This window comes from Brachybacterium massiliense, assembly GCF_900184245.1.
GTDB classification, from domain to species: domain Bacteria; phylum Actinomycetota; class Actinomycetes; order Actinomycetales; family Dermabacteraceae; genus Brachybacterium; species Brachybacterium massiliense.
Map to the genome: position 1 here is coordinate 31,658 of NZ_FXXB01000005.1, position 20,888 is coordinate 52,545.

The window sequence follows — 20,888 nt, forward strand, 5'->3', positions numbered from 1 at the left end:
CGCGCCGTCGGAGGAGGCGCCGCAGTGCGTCCGGGCCCCTTCGTGCAGACGGGCTCACCGGGGTCCGCCGGCGGATCCCCGTGTCCTCTTCCACGCGGCGCCGGCACTCGGCGTCGCTCCTTCCGCGATGTGCTCCCGCCCGCTGTGCGGCGGGCGTGCTCGCCGGCCCCGAAAGGACCTGTCGACCATGACCTCACCGACCACCGAGCAGACCTCCCGCCCCACGCCCGCCCTCGCCGAGCAGATCGTGCTGGTCACCGGCGGTGCCCGCGGCCTCGGGCGCGCACTCACCGAAGCTTTCCTGCACGAAGGGGCCCGGGTGGTCATCAACCACCTCACCAGCGAGGGCGCCGCACTCGAGCTCGCCGAGCGCCATCCGGGTCGTGCCGTCGCCGTGCGCGCCGACGTGCGGGACCGGGCCCAGGTCGAGGCCCTGTTCACGCAGGCCGAGGACGCCTTCGGCGCTCCTGTCGACACCGTCGTGAACAACGCTCTGACCGGCTTCTCCTTCAACGGCGACGCACGCGCCAAGGCGCACGAGATCTCCTACGACGCCTTCTCCGCGCAGTTCTCCGGCGCGGTGCAGGGCGCTCTGAACACGATCCAGGCGGCGCTGCCCGGCTTCGCCCGGGCAGGTTCGGGGCGCGTCGTCAATGTCGGCACCAACCTGTTCCAGCACCCGGTCGTTCCGTATCACGACTACACCGCGGCGAAGGCGGCGCTGCTCGCGCTGACACGCACCTTCGCCGCCGACCTCGGCCCGCTCGGCATCACCGTGAACATGGTCAGCGGCGGGCTGCTGCGCACCACCGACGCGAGCGCCGCGACCCCCGAGGAGGTCTTCGACGCGATCGCCGCGGGAACCCCGCTGCAGTCGGTCACCACACCCGCGGAGTTCGCCGACGCCGCGCTCTTCTTCGCCTCTCCGTGGTCCCGGTCCGTGACCGGGCAGAACCTTGTCGTCGACGGCGGGCTGGTGAAGGATTGAGGATCGCTGCGCCTCGCCGCCAGGTGCGGCTGAACCTGTTCGCCCATGCGTGCGGCCACCACGCCGCGGCCTGGCGGGCGCCGGGCTCCTCGGTATCGCGACTGGGTGACATCACGTACTGGGAGGGGCTCGCACGGATCGCGGAGCGCGGACGGCTCGATGCGATCTTCCTCGCCGACGGCCAGTCGATCGCGCCCGCCGGGGCCGAGCGCGGGCCGACATGGTTCCTGGAACCGATCACCGTGCTCACGGCGATGGCCCGCGCCACCGCACGGATCGGGCTGGTCACGACGGTGTCGAGCACATTCTGGGACCCGTTCCACGCCGCTCGCCTGCTGGCGAGCCTCGACCACATTTCCCACGGCCGGGCCGGGATCAACGTGGTCACCTCGATGACCGACGCGGAGGCTCGCAACCACGGCATGCCCGCGCTGCCCGATCATGCGAAGCGCTACGCCACCGCGGGGGAGTTCATCGAGGTGCTCCAGGGCCTGTGGGATTCCTGGCCCGCTCAGAGCATCCTGGCCGATCCGGAGGGGGTGTACGTCGACTCGTCCCTGCTGCGACCGCCGCAGCATCGCGGTCAGTCCTTCGAGGTCGCCGGGCCGTTGAACGTGCCGACGCCGCCGCAGGTCCGCCCGGTGCTGTTCCAGGCTGGAGCCTCCGAACCGGGTCGCGATCTCGCCGCCCGCCACGCCGAGGGGATCTATGCGGTGGCCTGGGACCTCGAGTCCGCGCGCGCCTACCGCTCGGACATCCGCGCGCGGGCCGCCGCGCTGGGCCGCGACCCGGAGACGATCGCGGTGATGCCAGGCCTGGTCGTCCACGTGGCCTCGACCGAGGCGGAAGCCCGGCGGATACGCGCGGATCTCGACTCCCGCCTGCCGGTCGCGGATTCCCTGCGCCAGCTCTCCTTCTTCATCGGCCAGGACGCCTCAGGCTGGGAGCTCGACGCCTCCGTGCCACCGCTCCCGCCCCTCGAGGAGTTCACCGGCCCGAAGGGGCGCTATGCCACGGTGCTGCGCATCGTCGACTCTGTGCGACCGACGGTGCGTGAACTGCTGGGTCTGCTCGCCGCCGGTGGCGGCCACGCGACCGTCATCGGTACACCGGAGTCGGTGGCCGACGAGATCGAGCGCTGGGTCGACGCGGGAGCGGCCGACGGCTTCAATCTCATGCCGCCCACCCTCCCCGGCGGGATCACAGACTTCGTCGATCAGGTCGTGCCCGTACTGCAGCGGCGCGGCCGGTTCCGGCGCGAGTACGAGGGGACCACATTGCGGGAGCACCTGAGGTTGCCCGAGGTCAGGCCAGCGACTTCTCCGTGATGATGTCGACGGGTGTGGCGGCGCGCTCGATGTCGTGCAGCACCGTGATGACCGCATCGGCCTCCGCCTCGTCCGGGAACACGATGTCGATGCGGGTCGCGGCCCTGTCCTCGTAGGGCGACTGGAACAGGCGCTCGGGCCGCATCTCGCCGCGCCGGGTGAGCTCGTCGATCACCATCGTCAGAAACTCCATCTGCGCTGAGTTCAGGCCGCCCAGGGCGATCTTCTCGGCGAAGGCTGACTCGGCGGCTGCGCGGTCCAGGCCGACGAGCGAGCGGACGAACACTCCGAGGCCCCGTTCGCCGCTGAGCGCCGCCAGCGCCTCGGGGGTGCCGTCTCCCTGTTCGACGAGGATCCGCTCGAGCTCACTGAGATCCGTCTCGGTCAGCGGCAGGTTGCGGCGCAGACGCTGGATCGCGACGTGATCGCGGTGCTCACGGATGTACGCGGTGACCTTCTCCCGGAACCTGGCCTGGTCCACGCCCACGGCGACCAGCGGAAGGTCGGCGGAGCGGGCCTCGCCGAGGTCGTCCTCGAAGTCGGTCACCACGCTCCAGCGTCGGTGTGCGTCGAGGAACTGCGCCAGGGAGCGCAGCTCTCGGCGGGCTCGCTCCAGCATCGCGAGGGTGACCCCCTCCCACCAGTCCTCGCCCGCGACCTCCTGCAGCAGAGCGGCTGCGGTGGCGACCTGGGGGATCGTCTGCTTCTCGAGCAGCTGAGAGGCGACCTCCTGCACCGCTGAGCGAGTGCGCTCGGCCAGGGCCTCGTCTCCCTCGAGCTGGGCGAGCTCGCGACGCAGCACGAGCAGGTCGAAGCGTTTGGCGTGCTCGTCCTCTGTGGTGCCGGCCGAGGGCAGGGACCCCAGGGACTCTGCGGCATCCTCCGCGTCGATCCTGCCGAGCGGCGCCGCCCAGCCCTCGGGACGCGAGTACCGCGAGATCGCCTCGCCATGCCTGCGCGCGAGGAAGGAGTGGGTGGGGATGCCGCCCACGAACTCGCTCAGCCATTCCACCGCGCCCTCCCGCACCTGCAGGTCCCCTGCGGTGAGGTCGATGCCGGCCACGATCCGGGCGCGGGTGGCGAACAGTCGATGGGACAGCGGCTTCTGCACGCTCGAGGCGCGGTCCGCGGGGTCCTGCCCGAAGTACTCCACGTTGCCGCAGAAGTCGAAGACGCGGAACCCGGTCTTGTCGGCTCCGTCCCCGTGGGCGTCAGGGCACAGCCGGGTGCCGCGCCCGATCATCTGCCAGAACTTGGTTTTGGAGAGCACCTGCTTGAACAGCACCAGGTTCAGCACCTCGGGGACATCGATCCCAGTGTCGAGCATGTCCACGCTGATCGCGATGTGCGGGGCCCGGTCGCTGATCGAGAAGGACTCGATGAGGTCCTGCGCATAGGCGGAGTCGCTGGTGATCACCTGGGCGAAGTCTCCGCCCAGATGTGGGTACTGGGCGTCGAAGCGCTCCTTGAGGAACTGGGCGTGGCGCTGGTTCATCGCGAACACGATGGTCTTGCCGAGACGGTCGCCGCCGGCCACGTGGTGGCCGGCGCGCATCAGCTCGGCGAGGGCCTTGTCCGCGGTGTCGGCGTTGAACAGGGAGCGGAACACGCGCGGCGCCTCGACCGCGGTGGGCATCTCCTCCACCGGGTCGGAGTCCTCGCCCTCGTCCCAGTCGATCTCCTCCCACTGCTCCTTCTCCTCTTCGGAGAGCTGGTCGTAGCGGATGCCGCTGCGGTGGAAGCCGAGGTCGTAGACGAGGTTCTCCGGGCCCACGAGATAGCCCTCGCCGATGGCCTCCTCCAGCGGGTAGGAGTCGGTTGGCACGCCGGGCTCGAGCTCGAAGAGGCGGTAGGTGCTGCGGGCGATGTCATCGACCGGGGTGGCGGTCAGTCCCAGCAGCAGGCCGTCGAACCAGTCGAACAGGGCTCCGTACTTCTGGTAGGCGGAGCGGTGGGCCTCATCGATGATCACCAGGTCGAAATAGCCCGGGCCGAAGCGTCGCCCGCCGCCGTCGCGCGCCGCATCGACGAGGTTCATCATCGTGGGATAGGTGGCCAGGTGGACGCGCGCCTCGGAGTGCTTGTCCGAGGTGAGGTCGATGCTCGTCACACCCGGTAACAGCTTCGAGAACGCCTTGTGCGCCTGGCGCACTAGGGCGGTGCGGTCGGCGAGGAACAGCACGCGCTTGGCCCAACCGCGCTCCATCAGCTGGTCCACCAGGGCGATCGCGGTGCGGGTCTTGCCGGTTCCGGTTGCCATGACCAGCAGGGCACGGCGCTGACGGGCGTCGAAGTGCGCTCCCACCTTCGCGATCGCTCGCTGCTGGTACGGGCGACCGGCGATCTCCGCGTCGACGCCCGCGCTGCTCAGCGGGCGGCGTTGCGTACGTCGGTGGTGGAGCTGCTCGAGCTCGCCGCGGGTGTAGAACCCTTCGATCGCACGGGCGGGGTAGCCGGGAGCACCGTTCCAGGGTGCATCGTCCCAGATCTCGTGCTGCCGGCCATTGGTCAGGAAGATGATCGGCCGCCGACCGAACTTGCGCTCGAGAGCGTCGGCGTAGAGCTGGGCCTGGCGGGCGCCGACGGAGGGGTCACGGCTGGTGCGCTTGGCCTCGACGAGGCCGAGCGGCCGGCCGTCCTCTCCCCACAGCACGTAGTCGACCCTGCCGGTGCCGCTCTCGTTGACCCCCGGCAGGACGGGGAGCCCGTCCACGGGGTACTCGCGATTCTCGGGGTTCTCCAGGGCCCATCCCGCATCGCGCAGCTGCTCGTCGATGAGGTCGTTGCGGGTCTCGTCCTCGCGGTAGTCGTGGGTGTCGGCGGCGGTGTCGGCTGCCTTTGCGTCGGCGATCTGCTTCCGCAGCGCCTCGAGCTCCTCCTCCAGGGCGGAGAGCTTGTCATCGCGCTCGGCGATCTCGCGCCGGGAGGTCTCCTGCTGCTCGGTGAAGCGCTTCACCAGCTTGGCGAGCTCGGCGGGGCCGAGCGGGGCGCGCTTCTGAACGATGGAGACGTCGAAGGCGGTGCCCAGTGGTGCGGCCTCGGGGAATGTGGACTGGTGCTTGACCGTCCAGACGATCACGTCGAAGAGATCCCGCAGTGTGGCGACGCCCTCCTGGCGGGAGAGTCGACGGTTGCCGTGCGCAGCGTCGTTGCCGCGCCGGCGCAGGAGGTTCAGCTGATTGTTGATGGCGTAGGTGCGGTTCTTGAACGCCGGGTCGTTCATCCGGGCGCTGAGGTCCGAGCGGTAGCCCTCAGGCAGCCCGAACACGTCCACGAAGAGGTACTCGACGACCTTCTCCACCGCGACGCGAGCATGGAAGGCGGCGCTGTCGGGGTCGGAGAGGGCGTAGGACTCGGCGCGCTGGCACACGTCGAACAGCTCCGGCCACTGCCCCCGGATGAATCCGAAGTTGCTCACTGCCGCCCTCCTCGGTCGCTTCCCAGGTCAGAGTGTATCGACGGGGTGCGACGGCGGGGAATGTCGGAGGGTAGGGAGACGCGACGTCGAAGGGGTGGCCCACCGACTGCTTCTCGATCGAGCGTGCTTCTCGCTACGGGAAACACGGTAAACCGAGAAACGATGCTGGTGGGCGCCGCCTTGCAGGCATCTCCCGTGAGTCCACGAGAACCCTTCTGTTGCAGACGGTTACGGCGTAACATGATACTCATGAGCAGCGCGACGCATGACTTCACGGCTCGCCTGGAGGACGCCTTGGACCGGCGAGGCAATCCTCTGAGCGTCGACGCGCTCCTGGACCTCCTGCGCGAGGCCAGCGATGCCACCTCGGAGTCGCTCTCCGCAGGGGAGCGGGAGTTCCTGCTGGAGAACACGGACCTCACGGAGGAGGATCTGACTCCCACGGCGCGCACCCTCTCGCAGAGCCGCGTCGCACGGGACAGGGCGGCGGCGCAGGAGCAGGTGCACAGCGCCTCGCTCAGCACGGCGGAGGTCGCGACGCTCCTCGAGCGACATGAGGCGAGCATCCGGCGGTCGAAGGCGACGGGCGATCTGTATGCGCTGCCGAGCAGCGGGGGGCGCACGACTCGATTCCCGCACTGGCAGTTCGACGACGGGGAGGTGGTTCCGGGGCTGCGCGCGATCATCCCGGCGTTCCCGCAGTACACGCACCCTCTGTCGATCCAGCGCTTCATGACGACGCCGAACGAGTCGCTCGATCAGCGGTCTCCCGTGCGATGGCTGCTCGACGGGGGACAGGTGGACGCTGTGGTCTCACTGGTCGACGAGCTCGGCTACGAGTGAACTCGGCGCACGCGAAGAATCCCCGCCGCCCGTCGGTTCCGCTCACACTCCCGGACGGCACCGTCGCCTCGTTCGGCGGGCCGCTGTGGAGGATCCATGCGGTGGCCGGAAGGCACCCGATGGCGTGGGACGAGCTGCGATGGAACGGGCCGATCCGCAGCAACCGCTGGGACCCGCAGGCAGGTCCGCTCTCCGTCCGCTCCGTAGCCGGCGTCTCCTACACGGCACCCGCCTACACCACGGCCTTCGCCGAGCTCTTCCAACGGGACCGGGCGATCACCCTCACCGCCGAACGAGCCTTGTCCGGTTGGCGCCCATCGCGACCCCTGGACCTGCTGAACCTGATCGGCGGGGAGGGGAACGGGGACTGGGCCGTGCGCCACGGAGCGTCCGCCTCGCTCCCGCAGGCCTCGAAAGACATCTGCCGTGCGTGGGCCGCGGCCATCCATGACCAGCTGGGAGATCGCCTCGACGGGCTGCTGGTCCCCTCGACGGTCACCGGCGACCCGGTGATCGTGCTCTTCTCCCGCTCGGTCGCTGCCTTCCCCGCCGCGCCCAGCTTCTCCCGCAACCTTGAGCACGCTGATGTGCTGACGCTCGCCGCGCGGGTGCGGGAGCGCCTGGGGTGGTCGATCCGCTGACCGGCGCGCCGGAGAGCGGTGGTCCAGCCGTCGGCCGCCGGTCAGAGCTCGCCGCGGAACGCTCGATGCTGGAGCGCGGCGAACAGCTCCTCGTCGGCTTCGAGCGCCTTGGCGACGCGGTCGCGCTCAGCGCGGATCTCCCTAAGAGCGTCGGCGAAGGACTCTTGAGCTTCGAGAGGTGGCAGCCGGATTGGGACTCCAGATATCCGTGCACCGTTAATTGAAGGCTGGCCGGACTGGGCTGAATACTGATTCAGGTCTGCAGACCGGAGTGCATATTCCAGGTATGAGATATCAACGTCAGGGCGCAGGATCTCGGCGACTAATGCATTATCGGTAACCCAAGAGTTTGGTCGTGTTACGTGCACGGCGCCACAGTTCGCCCCAACTCTCCCGACTATCAGTCGGCGCGGCTTGTGCATGGCGCGGTCGTGAGTGCCAGTGATTCCATTGCCGCCATATACGGGGACGTCACCTCCTGCTTGCTTAGAGGCTGGTAAGAATTTTCCGCTCGACCAGCGAGCAATATCGCTGAGTGGAATGGTTGGGTGCGTATTGTTGGTGTTGGCGAACCGCTGGTGGAACAACTCCAGCGGGAGCTTGTCGAGGTGGCTGAGCTGGGTTCGGCGCTTCGCGCGGATCGCGTCGGCCTCGTCGAGGATTGAGGCGATGCGGCGCTGTTCTTCGATGGGTGGGAGCGGCACTGTGAAAGATAAAAGCTCCGCCGGACTCAGCCGAGGTAGATTTGCGCCAGAGGCTCGTGACGAAGCGAGTGATACCATTGACGGCTGACGTAGGTAATGAAGTAGGTAGTGTCGGGTTAGGCGCTCTCCGGGCAGGACTGGGAGGATATCTGTGCTGCAGACCCCGTGCCTGGTAGGGTTGGCTACCTTGACTAAGTTCGGTCGCAACTTTCCGTACAAAATGTGCCGCGTATCGAAGTGGAACTTGTTGCTGGACAGCTGTGCATCGCCCACAGTGCTTGAAGCGATGATCTCCCCGCCGCGCGCGATATGCTCGAGCCCGAGATAGTAAGTCGATTCGGGAAGGTTGCGCGGGTTAACTGTGGCGCGGTCAATCGTCGCGACGTCACCGAGTTTTTCTCTGGCCCACTTGCTCACCCCAGCGCCTCCCGCAGCCGCGCCACACCCTCGGCGATCTCGCCGTTCAGCCGTTCGACGTCGGCGAGGATGTCCGCTGTCGGGCGGTGCTCGATCTCCTCGTGCTCGATCTCCTTGTAGCGGTTGATCGAGAGGTCGTAGCCCTCGGCGACGATGTCCGCCTTCGGCACCAGGAAGCTCTGATCAGTGCGGGCGCGATCTCGTTCGCCGTCGAGGTTCTGCCAGCGGGCCAGCACGTCGGGCAGATCGTCGTCGGTGATCTTGGTGCGCTTGTCATCGAGCGAGAAGCCGTCGGCCGTGACGTCGTAGAACCAGACGTCCTCCGTGCCGCCGGCGCCCGTCTTCGTGAAGAACAGGATCGCGGTGGAGACCCCGGCGTACGGCTTGAACACCCCCGAGGGCAGCTTCACCACCGCGTCGAGCTTGTGGTTCTCGACCAGGGACCTCCGCAGATCCTTGTGCGCCTTCGAGGAGCCGAACAGCACGCCGTCCGGAACGATCACCGCGGCGCGACCACCCGTCTTCAGCAGGCGCAGGAAGAGGGCCAGGAACAGCAGCTCCGTCTTCTTCGTCTTCACCACGCTCTGGAGGTCCTTGCTCGTCTCCTCGTAGTTGAGTGACCCGGCGAAGGGCGGATTCGCGAGGATCATCGTGTACCGCGAGGCCTCACCCGCCGCCCCCTCGGACAGCGAGTCGCGGTACTCGATCTTCGCGGAGCCCACCCCGTGCATCAGCATGTTCATGCTGCCGATCCGCAGCATCGTCGTATCGAAGTCGAAGCCGTGGAACATCGCCGGAGCCCGGCCCGGGGTCTGGGCGCGGTCGATCAGGGCGTCACCGTGGTGCGTGCGCACGTACTCGCCCGCGGCCATCAGGAAGCCGGCCGTGCCGCATGCGGGGTCGCAGACCACGTCCTGCGCGGTGGGGGCCATCATGTCGACCATCAGCGAGATGATGTGCCGTGGGGTGCGGAACTGGCCGTTGGTGCCGGAGGTCGCGAGCTTCGAGAGCAGGTACTCGTAGAGGTCCCCGTTGGTGTCCCGATCATCCAGAGGGATCTCGTCGAGCATGTCCACGACCCTGCTCAGCAGCCCGGCGCTGGGGATCGTGTAGCGAGCCCCGGCCATGTGCTCGCCGTATGAGCTGGTCGCACCATCCGGCGTGTCTCCGAGCGACCGCAGGAACGGGAACACCTCGTCACCCATGAGGCGGTGCATCTCCGCGGTGTCGGTCATCACCTTGATCTTCGACCAGCGCAGGTGCGAGGTCCCCTCCGGGAACGGCATGGGGGTGCTGGTGCGACCCAGACGGCGCAGCTCGCGCTCTGCTCGCATCTGCTGTTCGTCCAGCTGGCGCATGAACAGCAGGTAGGTGACCTGCTCGATCACCTCGAGCGGGTTCGAGATGCCTCCGGACCAGAAGGCGTCCCAGACGCGGTCCACGCGGTTCTTCAGTTCTCCCGTGATCACCCGAGCGAGTCTATGTGCGTCCTCCGACCGGTGAGTGCCGTGCCTTCGTCGCGACGGAGCGTGCTCCCCGTGCACCTCGGCACCGGGCCGTTGCCCGATCGTGATCGTCGACCTCTGGCGGATCGTCGCGCGGCGTGTAGAGTCCCTCGACATGAACGCCTAACGGCTATTAGGCGTTTGGTCTGCATCGTGCCAGTCGACCTCAAAGGAGAGCGTCATGACCACCGTGTCATCCCCGCAGTTCCGTCCCTCGCGCCGTTCCGTCCTCGGCCTCGGCGCCGCCGCCGTCTCGGTCACCGGGCTCGCCGCGTGCTCCGGGTCCTCCGGCGGCTCCGGCTCCGGCGGCTTCGAGGAGCAGGAGCTCACTCTGCCCACCCACGTCGAGCCACCGGTCCCCGAAGGCGGCATCGCCTCCGAGGTCGAGGGCATGCCGATGATCTTCACCTCGCCCCTGCAGGAGTACTTCACCTCGGTCGAGGAGCCGCCCGGCAGCGGCGAGGAGGTGACGACCTTCCAGGTGCTGTGGGGTGCGCCTCCTCGTCCGCGCGAGCAGAACGACTACTGGCAGCAGCTCGAGGAGCGGCTGAACGTCACGTTCACCCCCACGCTGACCGCGGCGGACGGCTACAACGACAAGTTCTCCACCACCATCGCCTCGGGCTCGGTGCCGGACCTCTCCTTCGTGCAGGACACCGACGCGATCGGACAGCGAGCCCTGGCGGACGGCGCGTTCGCCGACCTCTCCGAGGTGCTCGCCGGAGACAACATCCTGCAGTGGCCGAACCTCGCCAACATCTCCACCAACGCCTGGCAGGTCTCCGCCAAGAACGGCCACATCTACGGCGTCCCGAACGAGAACCCGTTCCTGACGAACTTCCCCCTGGTGCGCGGCGACCTCATGCGGCTCGCCGGCCACGAGTCCATGGGCTCCACCGCGGAGGAGTGGCTGCAGGTGATGAGCGACATCGCCGCGCTGGGGACCGCCCACGGCAAGAAGATCTGGGGCATGGCCACCATCGGTGGCAACGAGCAGGCGATGTTCGAGTGGATGTTCCGGGCGGGCACCACCTGGCAGGTGGACGATTCCGGCAAGATCGTCAATGTGCTCATGACCGATGCCTTCGAGCAGGTCATGGAGTTCGAGAAGCAGCTGTGGGATGCAGGGGTCATCCACCCCGACGGCATCGGCGGCGAGCTCGGGGACCTCTTCACCACCGGACAGATCGCCCTGACCATCGATTCCTTCAACGGATTCTTCGGCAACCCCATCATCGGCCAGGTCGTGGACTCGACCCCGGAGGCCGAGCCCGAGTTCTTCGTCCCGCCCGCCTTCGACGGCGGCGATATCGTCATCCAGCGGGATGACGGCTACTGGGGCATCGTGGCGATCTCCGCCGCGGCCGCCGAGGACGAGGCCCGCCTGCACGAACTGCTGGGGATCATCAACTACTGGCGTGCGCCGTTCGGCTCCGAGGAGGCCCTGTTCATCGGATCCGGCACGGAGGGCGTCAACTACGAGTTCGGCCCGGACCACGAGGTCGTCGGGCTCGGTGACGACCAGGCCGATGCCGACCGTGCCGCCCTCCAGTGGCTGGGTGCGTTCAACTCGCCGATCTACTCCATCGCCCCCACGCTCACCGACTACGTGGACAACTTCCGCACCACGATGGAGCAGCTCGTCGCCTCCACCGTCCCCAACCCGGTGGCGGGCATCGTCGCCCCCAGCGCGGCGTCGCTGAACGCGAAGCTGGACTCGCTCAATGAGGACTACCGCAACGGATTCATCACCGGCCGCCGGCCCCTCAGTGAGCTCTCCGAGTACCGCGAGGCCTGGCTCAGCGCGGGCGGGCAGACCCTGTGCGACGAGTTCACCGCCGCGCTCGACGGGGCGGACTGAGGAATGTCAGCGCTCGTCGCTGCCGGAGGCCGTTCGCAGATCCGCCAGCAGCGCCCGGATGGTCCTCCGCGTCACCGCGGCCATGTCCACCGCGTCTGGGTCCAGCAGGAACTGGTACTGCACGCCGTCCATCACGGCCACGATCGCCGCCGCCGTCTCGAGCACATCGCCCTCGGGGACTGCGGGATCCGCGATCGCCGTGAGGATCGCATCGCTCACCATGGCTCGAAGGCCGGAGAGCCGGCGCCGGAAGTACGACTGCGCAGGGTGGTCCTCGGTGATCGACTCGCCCAGCAGCACCGCGTAGAGCTGGGTCAGGCCGCGACTGGCAGCGTTGGCCGCTGCGGTGTCGCCGAGGTGGTCCAGCGCCGCCTGGCCGCCGCTGTCGAAGGACGTGCCCCCGATCTGCCGCGAGAGGTCGTCGCGATAGTCGATCAGCTCGATGAGCAGGGACTGCTTGTTGCGGAAATGGTGCAGGAGGCTCGGGGCGGAGATGCCCACGTCCTCCGCGATCGCAGCGAGCGTCGCCCCCGCATAGCCGCGCAGACCGATCGTGCGAACGGCGGATTCGAGGATCTCCTTGCGCCGCAGCGCGGAGCGACGCGCACGAGGGCCGAGAGAGGCGTCGGCCGGATCCGTGGTGGGGCTGGACATGGTCGGCACCATAACGCCTCACCACGTCGACCAAGAACAGAGGGACAGGGATGACGGGACAGGACTACTACCGACGTGAGGGTGATCGCATCCGCGCTCCCGAGGGGGCGCTGCCCTTCGAGCGCGGCATGGGGCTCGGGGGCTGGCTGCTCCCGGAGGGCTACATGTGGGACCTCGAGGGGCCTGCGGACTCCCCGCGGCGCATGGAGCAGCTCGTCGCCGAGCTGATCGGTCCGGTCACCGGCGCCGAGTTCTGGGAGGAGTACCGCGCACGGTTCATCACGGCACAGGACATCGCCGAGATCGCCGCCGCCGGTTTCGACCATGTGCGACTGCCGATGAACGCCCGGGGGATCTTCGACGGGGACGAGCTGATCGAGGAGGGCATCGCGCACGTCGATCGCGCGATCTCCTGGTGCCGCGAGGCCGGGATCAGCTGCGTGCTCGACCTCCACGGGGCACCGGGCGGTCAGACCGGAGCGAACATCGACGACTCCCCGCACCGGCTTCCCGAGCTCTTCACCGACCCGGCCGCCTACCGCCAGGGCCTGCGGCTGTGGGAGCTGCTCGCGCAGCGCTACGCCGAGGAGACGACCGTGAGCGCCTACGACCTCCTCAACGAGCCGCTGCCGCAGAAGCACGAGTCCCTCGTGCCCCGGCTCGCGGACTTCTACCGCGACGTCATCGCCGTGATCCGTGCGGAGGACCCCCATCACCTCCTCTCGATCGAGGGCTGGAACTGGGCCACACGCTTCGAGGGGATCGATCGGCTCTGGGACGAGAACGCCTGCCTGCACTTCCACAAGTACTGGTCGGAGCCCACCACCCGGAGCATCCAGCAGTATCTCGACCTGCGGGAGCGCCTGGGCCTGCCCCTGTGGATGGGGGAGAGCGGCGAGAACGACGACCGGTGGTACGCCGAGGCGTTCTCGCTGTTCGCACAGCACGGCATCCCCTGGACCTTCTGGACCTGGAAGAAGATCGACCGCGACACCTCGCCGCGGATCATCCCGTCACCGGACAGGTGGGAGGAGATCAGGCAGTTCGCCGCCGGACGTGGGCCCAGACCGCCGCGCGCGCACGAGATCTTCGAGCAGCTCCTCGAGAACGTCGCGGCCTCGAGATGCACGGTGCGTGCCGCCGTGCTCGACGCCCTCCCGGGGATCGCCGCCGCCCCGTCCGTCCACCGGATCCCCGGCGTGCTGCAGGAAGGAGCGAACCGATGAGCATCGAAGCACGTGACACCGAAGCCCCCTCGCTCGAGCAGGCGGTGGCCGGCGTCCCCGAGGAGAGCCCCACGAATCCCGGCGCGGGTGGAGCATCGCGCCCTCGCACCAGGTCCCGGTGGCAGCGGATGAAGCGCGAGTGGCAGATGTACGTGTTCATCGTGCCCGGTGTCGCGTTCTTCCTCCTGTTCGCGTACGTGCCGTTGGCGGGGAACGTGGTCGCCTTCCAGGACTACTCCGCCTTCCGCGGAGTCTTCGACTCCCAGTGGGTGGGCCTGCAGAACTTCGCGAACCTCTTCACGGACGACGAGGTGCTGCGAGCGGTGGTCAACACCCTGGTGATCTCGTTCCTGCAGATCGTGTTCGCGTTCCCCGCGCCGATCATCCTGGCGCTGTTCCTGAACTCCCTGCTGGGCGAGCGGATCAAGCGCATCATCCAGACCGTCGTCTACCTCCCGCACTTCATCTCCTGGGTCATTGTCATCGCGATTTGGCAGAAGATCCTCGGCGGGGCCGGGCCGATCGCGCAGCTCTTCGACATGATCGGGGTCGAGGGCGTCAACCTCATGACGAACCCGGAGACCTTCAAGATCCTCCTGGTCAGCCAGGTGATCTGGAAGGACGTCGGATGGGGGACGATCATCTTCTTCGCGGCGATCTCGTCGATCCCCACCGAGCTCTACGAATCGGCGGCCACCGACGGCGCAGGCAGCTGGCGCCGCATGTGGCACATCACCCTGCCGGGACTGGTGCCCGTGATCTCCCTGCTGCTCATTCTCACCGTCGGCAACGTGCTCACCGTCGGCTTCGAGCAGCTGCTGCTGCAGCAGCCCGCCGTCGGCGCGAACGCCGCCCAGGTGCTGGACACGTTCGTGTACTTCCGCGGCATCGCAGGGGGCGACTGGGGACTCTCCGCAGCCGCCGGCCTGCTCAAGGGCGTCATCGCCACCATCCTCGTCATTTTCGCGAATCGGATCGCGAAGCGTCTCGGAACCGGAGGGATCTACTGATGGCCGTCATCGACCAGATCGCACGCCCCGACGTGACCGGCCGTGCCGCACGGCGCTCCCGGGGCGCGCCCTCCGGGCGACCGCCCTGGATGGACCGGCCCTCCCCGACGATGCAGGCCCTCAAGGTCGTCGTCATCGCCGTGATCGTGCTGGTGATGCTCTACCCGTTCTTGTACGTCATCATGTTCTCCTTCGCGGACGGCAGATCGGTGACCTCGGGGCAGCTTTTCCCCACCTCCTTCTCCACCGCGGCCTACGAGTCGATCTTCGCCGGCGGCGTGGTGACCAGGTCGCTGATGGTGACCGCCGGGATCACCATCGTGGGCACCCTGCTGTCGCTGCTGTTCACCTCGATGCTCGCTTACGGGCTGACCCGCACGCGTGACGTCCCCTTCTCCAAGGGCGCGATGGTGCTGGTGCTGTGCACCATGTTCTTCGGCGCCGGGATCATCCCGAACTACCTGCTCATCAAGGAGCTCGGGCTGCTGGACAGCTACTGGGCGCTGATCCTTCCCGGGCTCATCAGTGCGTTCAACATGATCGTGATGCGCAACTTCTTCATGGAGCTGCCGCAAGAGCTGCTCGAATCCGCCCGCATCGACGGGGCCAGCGAGTTCAGGATCTTCGGATCCATCGTGCTACCCCTGTCGAAGGCGGTGCTGGCCGTGATCGCGCTGTTCTACGCCGTCGGATACTGGAACTCGTTCTTCAATGCGCTGCTGTACATCAACGACACCACCAAGTGGCCGATCCAGCTGGTGCTGAACCAGTACGTCGTGCAGGGCAATGCGATGAGCGACCTCCAGGCGCCGGACCGTCCTGCCCCGCCCGCCCAGACCGTGCAGATGGCGATCGTCGTGGTCGCCACGGTGCCGATCCTCATCGTCTACCCGTTCGCGCAGCGCTTCTTCACCAAGGGCGTGCTCACGGGGGCGATCAAGCTGTCTCTTATACCCATCAGACGCTGCCGACGATACTCCTCGCAGAACGCGGAGCCGCCGACGAAAGCTCCTGCTCCATGACCGAGACCCTGCTCTCACAGTCCTCCACCTCCGGCGCGCGCGTCCAGAGCGCGCAGCTCGACCCGGCCCTCGCCGCACGGGCCCGCTCCCTCGCTGCTCGTGGCATCATCCTGCTGCGCAACGACGGAACGCTGCCCCTCGCACCGGGTGCGCGCCTCGCCGTCTTCGGCCGCACCCAGAAGGACTGGATCGCCGTCGGCTACGGCTCGGGCGGTGACGTCAACCCGCCGTACGTCACGAACCTGCTGGACTCGCTGCGGGAAGGCCGGCGGGTCCTCCTCGACGAGGAACTCGCGGCGCGCTACGAGAGGCACAGTCGCGAGCACCCTGCGGAACCCGGCCAGGAATGGGGCCGCTGGCCTCGCTCCTTCCCGGAGCCCGACCTCACGGAGGCCGAGGTGTCCGTCGCCGCAGAGCGCAGCGACACAGCGGTGGTCGTGATCGGCCGCGCGGCGGGCGAGGACCGCGACAACGTCCTGGAGCCGGGGGCGTACCACCTCACCGCCGCGGAACGAGAGTTGCTGCGCCAGGTCACCGCCGCGTTCCCCCGCACCATCGCCCTGGTGGACACGGGGAACGTCATCGACCTCGCCTGGACCGAGGAGTTCCCGCTCTCGGCCGTGGTGCTGGCCTGGTCGGGCGGGATGGAGGGAGGCCGCGCCGCAGCGGATGTGCTCACCGGGATCGCCGAGCCGGGCGGGCGGCTCACCGACACCATCGCCCGCCGCTACGAGGACTACCCCTCCGCCGGGCACTTCGGGGACCCGGAGGTGAGCGAGTACGTCGAGGACGTCTTCGTGGGCTACCGCTACTTCGAGACCTTCGCGCCGGAGAGGGTCCTGTTCCCCTTCGGTCACGGGCTGAGCTACACCACCTTCGAGATCACCGCACAGGACGTCGCGCTCGAGGCGAACGTGCTGGCCGTCCGCGCCCATGTCGCCAACACCGGGGCCCGCCCGGGCTCCCAGGTCGTGCAGCTCTACGTCCAAGCGCCGGACGGCGCGCTCTCCAAGCCCGCCCGGTCGCTCGCCGCCTTCGCACGCACCGACGAGATCGCACCGAGCCGCGGCACGGAGCTGTCGTTGCAGGTGGCCATGGAGGACCTCGCCTCCTACGACGACGCGGGGACGACCGGGCACCGCAGCGCCTGGGTGCTCGAGCCGGGCGAATACCGCATCTTCCTCGGCGCGGACGTACGGCACGCGCAGCCCGTCGGCTCGTTCCACCTCGGGGAGCTCGCCGTGGTGCGGCAGCTCGAGGAGGTGGCCGCGGTCCCACCCGGCCACGGCTTCGACAGGATGGCGCTGCACCGGGACGCCGACGGTCGCGCGCAGATCTGCTGGGAGCCCGTGCCCACTTCGACCGTCGACCTCGCCGAGCGGATCCTGGACCGCCTCCCGGCCCCGCTCGACCCCGTCGAGGAGCCGACGGTGCGCTTCGAGGACGTGCTCGCGGGGCGCGCCGAGCTCGAGCACTTCGTGGCGGCGCTGCGCCCCGAGGAGCTGACGAGCCTCGCCTACGGAGACATCGTGATGGACAGCCCCCTGGGCCCGCCCGGGAACGCGGGAGCTCTCGGAGGCGTGACGCAGGCGCTGCGGGACCGCGGCATCCCGCCCGCGATCACCACCGATGGACCCTCGGGACTGAGGCTGTCGAGCATCGCCTCGCTGCTACCCTGCGGGACGGCGCTCGCCTCCTCATGGGATGTCGCCGCCGTGCGTGAGCTCGCCGAGCTCCACGGCAGGGAGATGCTGGACAAGGGCTCCGACATGCTCCTCGCCCCCGGGATGAACATCCATCGCGACCCGCTGTGCGGTCGCAATTTCGAGTACTTCGCAGAGGACCCGCTGCTCACCGGGAAGATGGCCACTGCGGTGGTGAGCGGCGTGCAGGCGCAGGGCGTCTCCGCCTGCCCCAAGCATTTCGCGGCCAACAACCAGGAGACCCACCGCACCGTCAACGACTCCCGGGTCTCGGAACGGGCGCTGCGCGAGATCTATCTGCGCGGCTTCGAGATGATGGTCCGCGAGTCCTCCCCGCAGAACATCATGACGTCGTACAACCGCATCAACGGGGTGTGGGGTCATTACCACTACGACCTGGCCACCACCGTCCTGCGCGGGGAGTGGGGCTATGACGGCAACGTCGTCACCGACTGGTGGATGCGTATGGAGCCGGATCCGCACTTCCCTGCCCTGCGCGACAGCGCGTACCGCGTGCGGGCCCAGGTCGATGTGCTGATGCCCGGCTCGGAGGTCCATTTCGGCATCACCCGGGAGGACTCGATCATGGACTCCTTCCGCAGCGAGGACGGCATCACCCTGGGCGAGATGCAGCGCACGGCCACGAACGTGCTGCGTTACCTGCTGCGCAGCGGCATCACCGAACGCCGACCGGGGTGACGGCGGCCGCAATCAGCCGTCCTGCGCCGCCCGCGCGAGGATCGCCTCGGCGAACACCTCCGCCACCTCGGGGGCGAGGTGCAGGTTGAACAGGGGCTCGAACAGCTCCGCCTCGAGCAGCAGCAGGCCGTGCGCGGCGGTGTCGACCAGGTCGATCCGCGCGTACAGCGGCAGCTGCAGCCCGGTGGCCTCGGCGGTCGCCGCGAGCACGCGCTCGGCGAACTGCCGCTCCCACTCGGTGGGCTCGACGCGCTCGGGCGTCTCGCGGTAGTTGCCCCCGCGCAGTCCGCCGCCGCGAGCCAGCAGGGCGCCCTTGGCGATCGCGTGGGTGAAGCGCCCATCGATCAGATACAGCGCCTTCTCCCGCCCCGCGGAGAGCTCGGGCACCTCCTCCTGCAACATCACCGTGCCTCGCGTCGCGAGGATCTCGCGGCCGAGCGCGAGGGCCGCGGGGTCGCCCGGGTGCAGCAGTCCCGTCAGCCGCGCGCCCGCGCCCACCGTCGGCTTGAGCACCACATGCCCGTCGTGGGCTCCGGCCGACGCCGCAGACAGCGCCGCGGCCAGGGAGGACTCGTCCACATGGAGGGTGGTGGGGATCCCCGGGATCCCGGCGCGCTCGAGCTGAGCGAGGTAGCGCTTGTCCATGTTCCAGCGCACCAGCTCAGGATCGTTGAGGATCCGGGTGGCCGCCCCTGCCCGGTCGAGCCAGGCGTCGAACTCCGCAGGGCGCACCGAGTAGTCCCAGGGGCTGCGCAGCACCACCAGGTCGAACTCCGACCAGTCCACTGTGGGGTCCGCCCAATCCACGGCCCGGGCGTCGCCGCCACGTGCCCGCAGCGCCTCGAGCAGCGGGTGCACATCGAGCATCGTGTCGGCGGCGGTGAAGCGGGCGGGATCGGTGATGACGAGTCCGAGGGAGGGCATGGGCCGACCCTAGCGGGGCCGCGCGGCGAGGGGACGGGCGGAGGCGGGGAGTGGACTGGGCCGTGCCCGCCGCGCATCATGACCGCATGCCGCACCCGCCCCGCTCGCCGCACACACCGGGCCCGTCGGGCCTGGAGCCCGCCGCGCTGCACGAGATCGCGCTCGAGCGCGCGCTGCAGCTGCCCGCCACCGCCCTCGAGAAGCCCTTCGGCCCCGAGCATGAGGTGGTCAAGGTGGTCGGGAAGGTGTTCCTGCTGGCCACGGAGCTGCGCGGCACACCGATCGTGACGCTGAAGTCCGATCCGCGCGATGCCGAGGTGCTGCGCGAGAACGTCCCCGCGATCAGCCCCGGCTATCACATGAACAAGCGCCACTGGATCACCGCGGAGGCCGGGGAGGGCCTGGACGAGCAGCTGCTGCTCGACCTGGTGACCGACTCCTACCGTCTCGTGGTCGCCGCTCTGCCGCGCAGGCTGCGCCCGATCGACCCGGAGACCTTCGAGGACCCGCGAGAGTGACCCGCCCGGGGCGGACTGCCTCGGAGCGGCTCGACCGGAGGTGACCGGGCCCGGCGCAGGTCAGGCGCCCGGGCCCACGCCGCTCAGCCGGTAGGCCTCGGTGAGGATCTCCATCGAGGCCATCGCCTCGCGAGGACCGATCCAGAACGGCTCCGGCTCCTCGAGGCGCTCGTAGAAGTCACGGATCAGCAGCTCGTGGGAGACGCCCCAGTAGGAGCGGCCGCCCGAGGTCACCGAGCGCTCGCCGACGGTGTCCACTCGCCCGTCGGCCCAGCGGATCGTCAGCCCGCCCTCGGTGCCGCCGCGCAGGCTCACATACGCCTTCTCGCAGTCCAGCTCGATCTCCACCGGCCGGTGCTGGGGAGCGGTGAGCGTCGCGTAGAAGGAGGTGGTCACGCCGCCGGGATGGTGCAGCAGCAGCTCCGCGGTGTCCTCCACCTCGATCACGTCGGCGAAGCGGCGGGTAGCCACGTGACCATCGGTGCGCTCCACCCCGCCCAGCAGCCACTGGACCAGGTCGAGGGTGTGGATCGCCTGGTTGATCAGCAGTCCGCCGCCCGAGCCCTCCCAGGTGCCGCGCCAGGGCTTCGCGCGGTAGTAGTCGGCGCTGCGGGTCCAGACGACCGAGGCCCAGGCACCGCGCACCGCGCCCAGCGCTCCGGAGGCGAGCAGATCGTGCAGGCGCTGGCTGGCGAGGTTGTAGCGGTTCTGGAAGCAGATGCCCACTTTGGCTGCGCCCGGTGCGCTCTCGAGCGCGTCCACCAGGCGCTGCCCCTCGTCGAGGGTGTGCGCGATGGGCTTCTCCTGCAGCACGTGCACGCCCGCGGCGAGAGCGGTGAGGGAGGGGTCGATGTGTTCGTGGTGCGGGGTGGTCACGTGCACCGCCTCCGGGTGCACGCCGTCGATCAGCTCCTGCGTGCTCGCGAACCCGGGCACCCCGGTCAGCTCGACTGCTCGCGCGAGCGCCTGCGGGTCGGTGTCGGCGACGCCCACCAGCTCGAGGCCCTCGATGTCGTGGATCGCCTCGACGTGGACCACCGAGACATCTCCGCATCCGATCAGGCCGATGCGCCTGCTGGTCATGTCTCCTCATCCCTGGCCGCCTCTGCGGGGCCGCTGCCGCTCGAGGATCACTGTAGTGGCAGTGCCCTGAGGGCCGACGCGGCACGGCCCTGCGGGCTGTTCCGTCGGCCGTTCGTGGATGTGCACCAGAGTGAATGGAGATGCGCGACACCCTTCGGATCCGGTTGTCTGACAATGCCTTTGTTGTCTGTGACCTGTGGATGTAATCGATAAGTTACCGTCGAGGTGGATATCTCGCGCCTACTGTGCGAGTATCTATGCGGCCCCAAGCGCACAGAGTGCTGGCGGCGCCGCCCCGACGAGGGGTCGGAGCCCGCCCCTCGCCGTCGCGGTCCCCTCCTCGG

The 20,888-nt window shown here is 68.7% G+C and carries 16 protein-coding genes; 10 read left to right on the forward strand and 6 right to left on the reverse strand.

From position 1 onward, the window contains the following. Positions 1–187: 187 nt before the first annotated feature. The gene (locus BN4251_RS03160; RefSeq protein WP_087483712.1) at positions 188–988 is read left to right on the forward strand and encodes a 3-oxoacyl-ACP reductase; all 801 of its coding nucleotides are present in this window, start codon (positions 188–190) and stop codon (positions 986–988) included. Beyond that, positions 985–2,316: an LLM class flavin-dependent oxidoreductase gene (locus tag BN4251_RS03165; protein WP_245810172.1), complete on the forward strand. Its 1,332-nt coding sequence runs from the start codon at positions 985–987 to the stop codon at positions 2,314–2,316. The genes BN4251_RS03160 and BN4251_RS03165 overlap by 4 nt, the downstream gene beginning before the upstream one ends. Here BN4251_RS03165 and BN4251_RS03170 read toward each other — a convergent pair. Then, a complete protein-coding gene (locus BN4251_RS03170; RefSeq protein ID WP_087483711.1) occupies positions 2,294–5,734 on the reverse strand; it encodes a DEAD/DEAH box helicase family protein in 3,441 nt (1,146 codons plus the stop codon). The genes BN4251_RS03165 and BN4251_RS03170 overlap by 23 nt on opposite strands. 249 nt (positions 5,735–5,983) lie before the next feature. Between BN4251_RS03170 and BN4251_RS03175 the strand changes: the two genes are divergently transcribed. Together BN4251_RS03175 and BN4251_RS03180 are read left to right on the forward strand one after the other, a co-directional pair. After that, positions 5,984–6,577 (forward strand): hypothetical protein, encoded by a 594-nt coding sequence (locus BN4251_RS03175; RefSeq protein WP_087483710.1) that lies wholly within the window; start codon positions 5,984–5,986, stop codon positions 6,575–6,577. Positions 6,578–6,678: 101 nt separating this feature from the next. After that, the gene (locus BN4251_RS03180; RefSeq protein WP_140398376.1) at positions 6,679–7,218 is read left to right on the forward strand and encodes an RES family NAD+ phosphorylase; all 540 of its coding nucleotides are present in this window, start codon (positions 6,679–6,681) and stop codon (positions 7,216–7,218) included. 41 nt (positions 7,219–7,259) lie between these two features. On the opposite strand, the gene BN4251_RS03185 is transcribed toward BN4251_RS03180, so the two are convergent. Both BN4251_RS03185 and BN4251_RS03190 read right to left on the reverse strand, forming a co-directional pair. Beyond that, complete coding sequence (locus BN4251_RS03185) at positions 7,260–8,339, reverse strand: restriction endonuclease subunit S (protein ID WP_087483708.1); 1,080 nt, start codon at positions 8,337–8,339, stop codon at positions 7,260–7,262. After that, the gene (locus tag BN4251_RS03190) at positions 8,336–9,808 is read right to left on the reverse strand and encodes a type I restriction-modification system subunit M (RefSeq protein ID WP_087483707.1); all 1,473 of its coding nucleotides are present in this window, start codon (positions 9,806–9,808) and stop codon (positions 8,336–8,338) included. Before BN4251_RS03190 ends, BN4251_RS03185 begins: the two co-directional genes overlap by 4 nt. A gap of 217 nt (positions 9,809–10,025) precedes the next feature. Between BN4251_RS03190 and BN4251_RS03195 the strand changes: the two genes are divergently transcribed. Then, on the forward strand, positions 10,026–11,705 hold the full coding sequence (locus tag BN4251_RS03195; protein WP_087483706.1) for an extracellular solute-binding protein: 1,680 nt from the start codon (positions 10,026–10,028) through the stop codon (positions 11,703–11,705). A gap of 6 nt (positions 11,706–11,711) precedes the next feature. On the opposite strand, the gene BN4251_RS03200 is transcribed toward BN4251_RS03195, so the two are convergent. Next, positions 11,712–12,359: a TetR/AcrR family transcriptional regulator gene (locus BN4251_RS03200; RefSeq protein ID WP_170931810.1), complete on the reverse strand. Its 648-nt coding sequence runs from the start codon at positions 12,357–12,359 to the stop codon at positions 11,712–11,714. 50 nt (positions 12,360–12,409) lie between these two features. Between BN4251_RS03200 and BN4251_RS03205 the strand changes: the two genes are divergently transcribed. The 4 genes from BN4251_RS03205 to BN4251_RS03220 are packed head-to-tail and all read left to right on the forward strand — an operon-like array spanning position 12,410 to position 18,019. Next, entirely contained in the window at positions 12,410–13,585 is a 1,176-nt protein-coding gene (locus BN4251_RS03205) for a glycoside hydrolase family 5 protein (RefSeq protein WP_087483704.1), read from the forward strand. After that, entirely contained in the window at positions 13,582–14,595 is a 1,014-nt protein-coding gene (locus BN4251_RS03210; protein WP_087483703.1) for an ABC transporter permease, read from the forward strand. Before BN4251_RS03205 ends, BN4251_RS03210 begins: the two co-directional genes overlap by 4 nt. Next, positions 14,595–15,617, forward strand: coding sequence for an ABC transporter permease subunit (locus BN4251_RS03215; RefSeq protein ID WP_087483716.1), 1,023 nt, complete (start codon positions 14,595–14,597; stop codon positions 15,615–15,617). The genes BN4251_RS03210 and BN4251_RS03215 overlap by 1 nt, the downstream gene beginning before the upstream one ends. Then, entirely contained in the window at positions 15,614–18,019 is a 2,406-nt protein-coding gene (locus tag BN4251_RS03220) for a glycoside hydrolase family 3 protein (protein WP_087483717.1), read from the forward strand. Before BN4251_RS03215 ends, BN4251_RS03220 begins: the two co-directional genes overlap by 4 nt. A gap of 12 nt (positions 18,020–18,031) precedes the next feature. Here BN4251_RS03220 and BN4251_RS03225 read toward each other — a convergent pair whose 3' ends face one another. Then, positions 18,032–18,943, reverse strand: a complete 912-nt coding sequence (locus BN4251_RS03225; protein ID WP_087483718.1) for an ATP-grasp domain-containing protein — start codon at positions 18,941–18,943, stop codon at positions 18,032–18,034. 86 nt (positions 18,944–19,029) lie between these two features. On the opposite strand from BN4251_RS03225, the gene BN4251_RS03230 reads away from it, so the two are divergent. Next, the gene (locus BN4251_RS03230; protein ID WP_087483897.1) at positions 19,030–19,461 is read left to right on the forward strand and encodes an MmcQ/YjbR family DNA-binding protein; all 432 of its coding nucleotides are present in this window, start codon (positions 19,030–19,032) and stop codon (positions 19,459–19,461) included. Positions 19,462–19,521: 60 nt separating this feature from the next. On the opposite strand, the gene BN4251_RS03235 is transcribed toward BN4251_RS03230, so the two are convergent. Then, a complete protein-coding gene (locus BN4251_RS03235) occupies positions 19,522–20,544 on the reverse strand; it encodes a Gfo/Idh/MocA family protein (protein WP_087483719.1) in 1,023 nt (340 codons plus the stop codon). Positions 20,545–20,888: the final 344 nt, after the last annotated feature.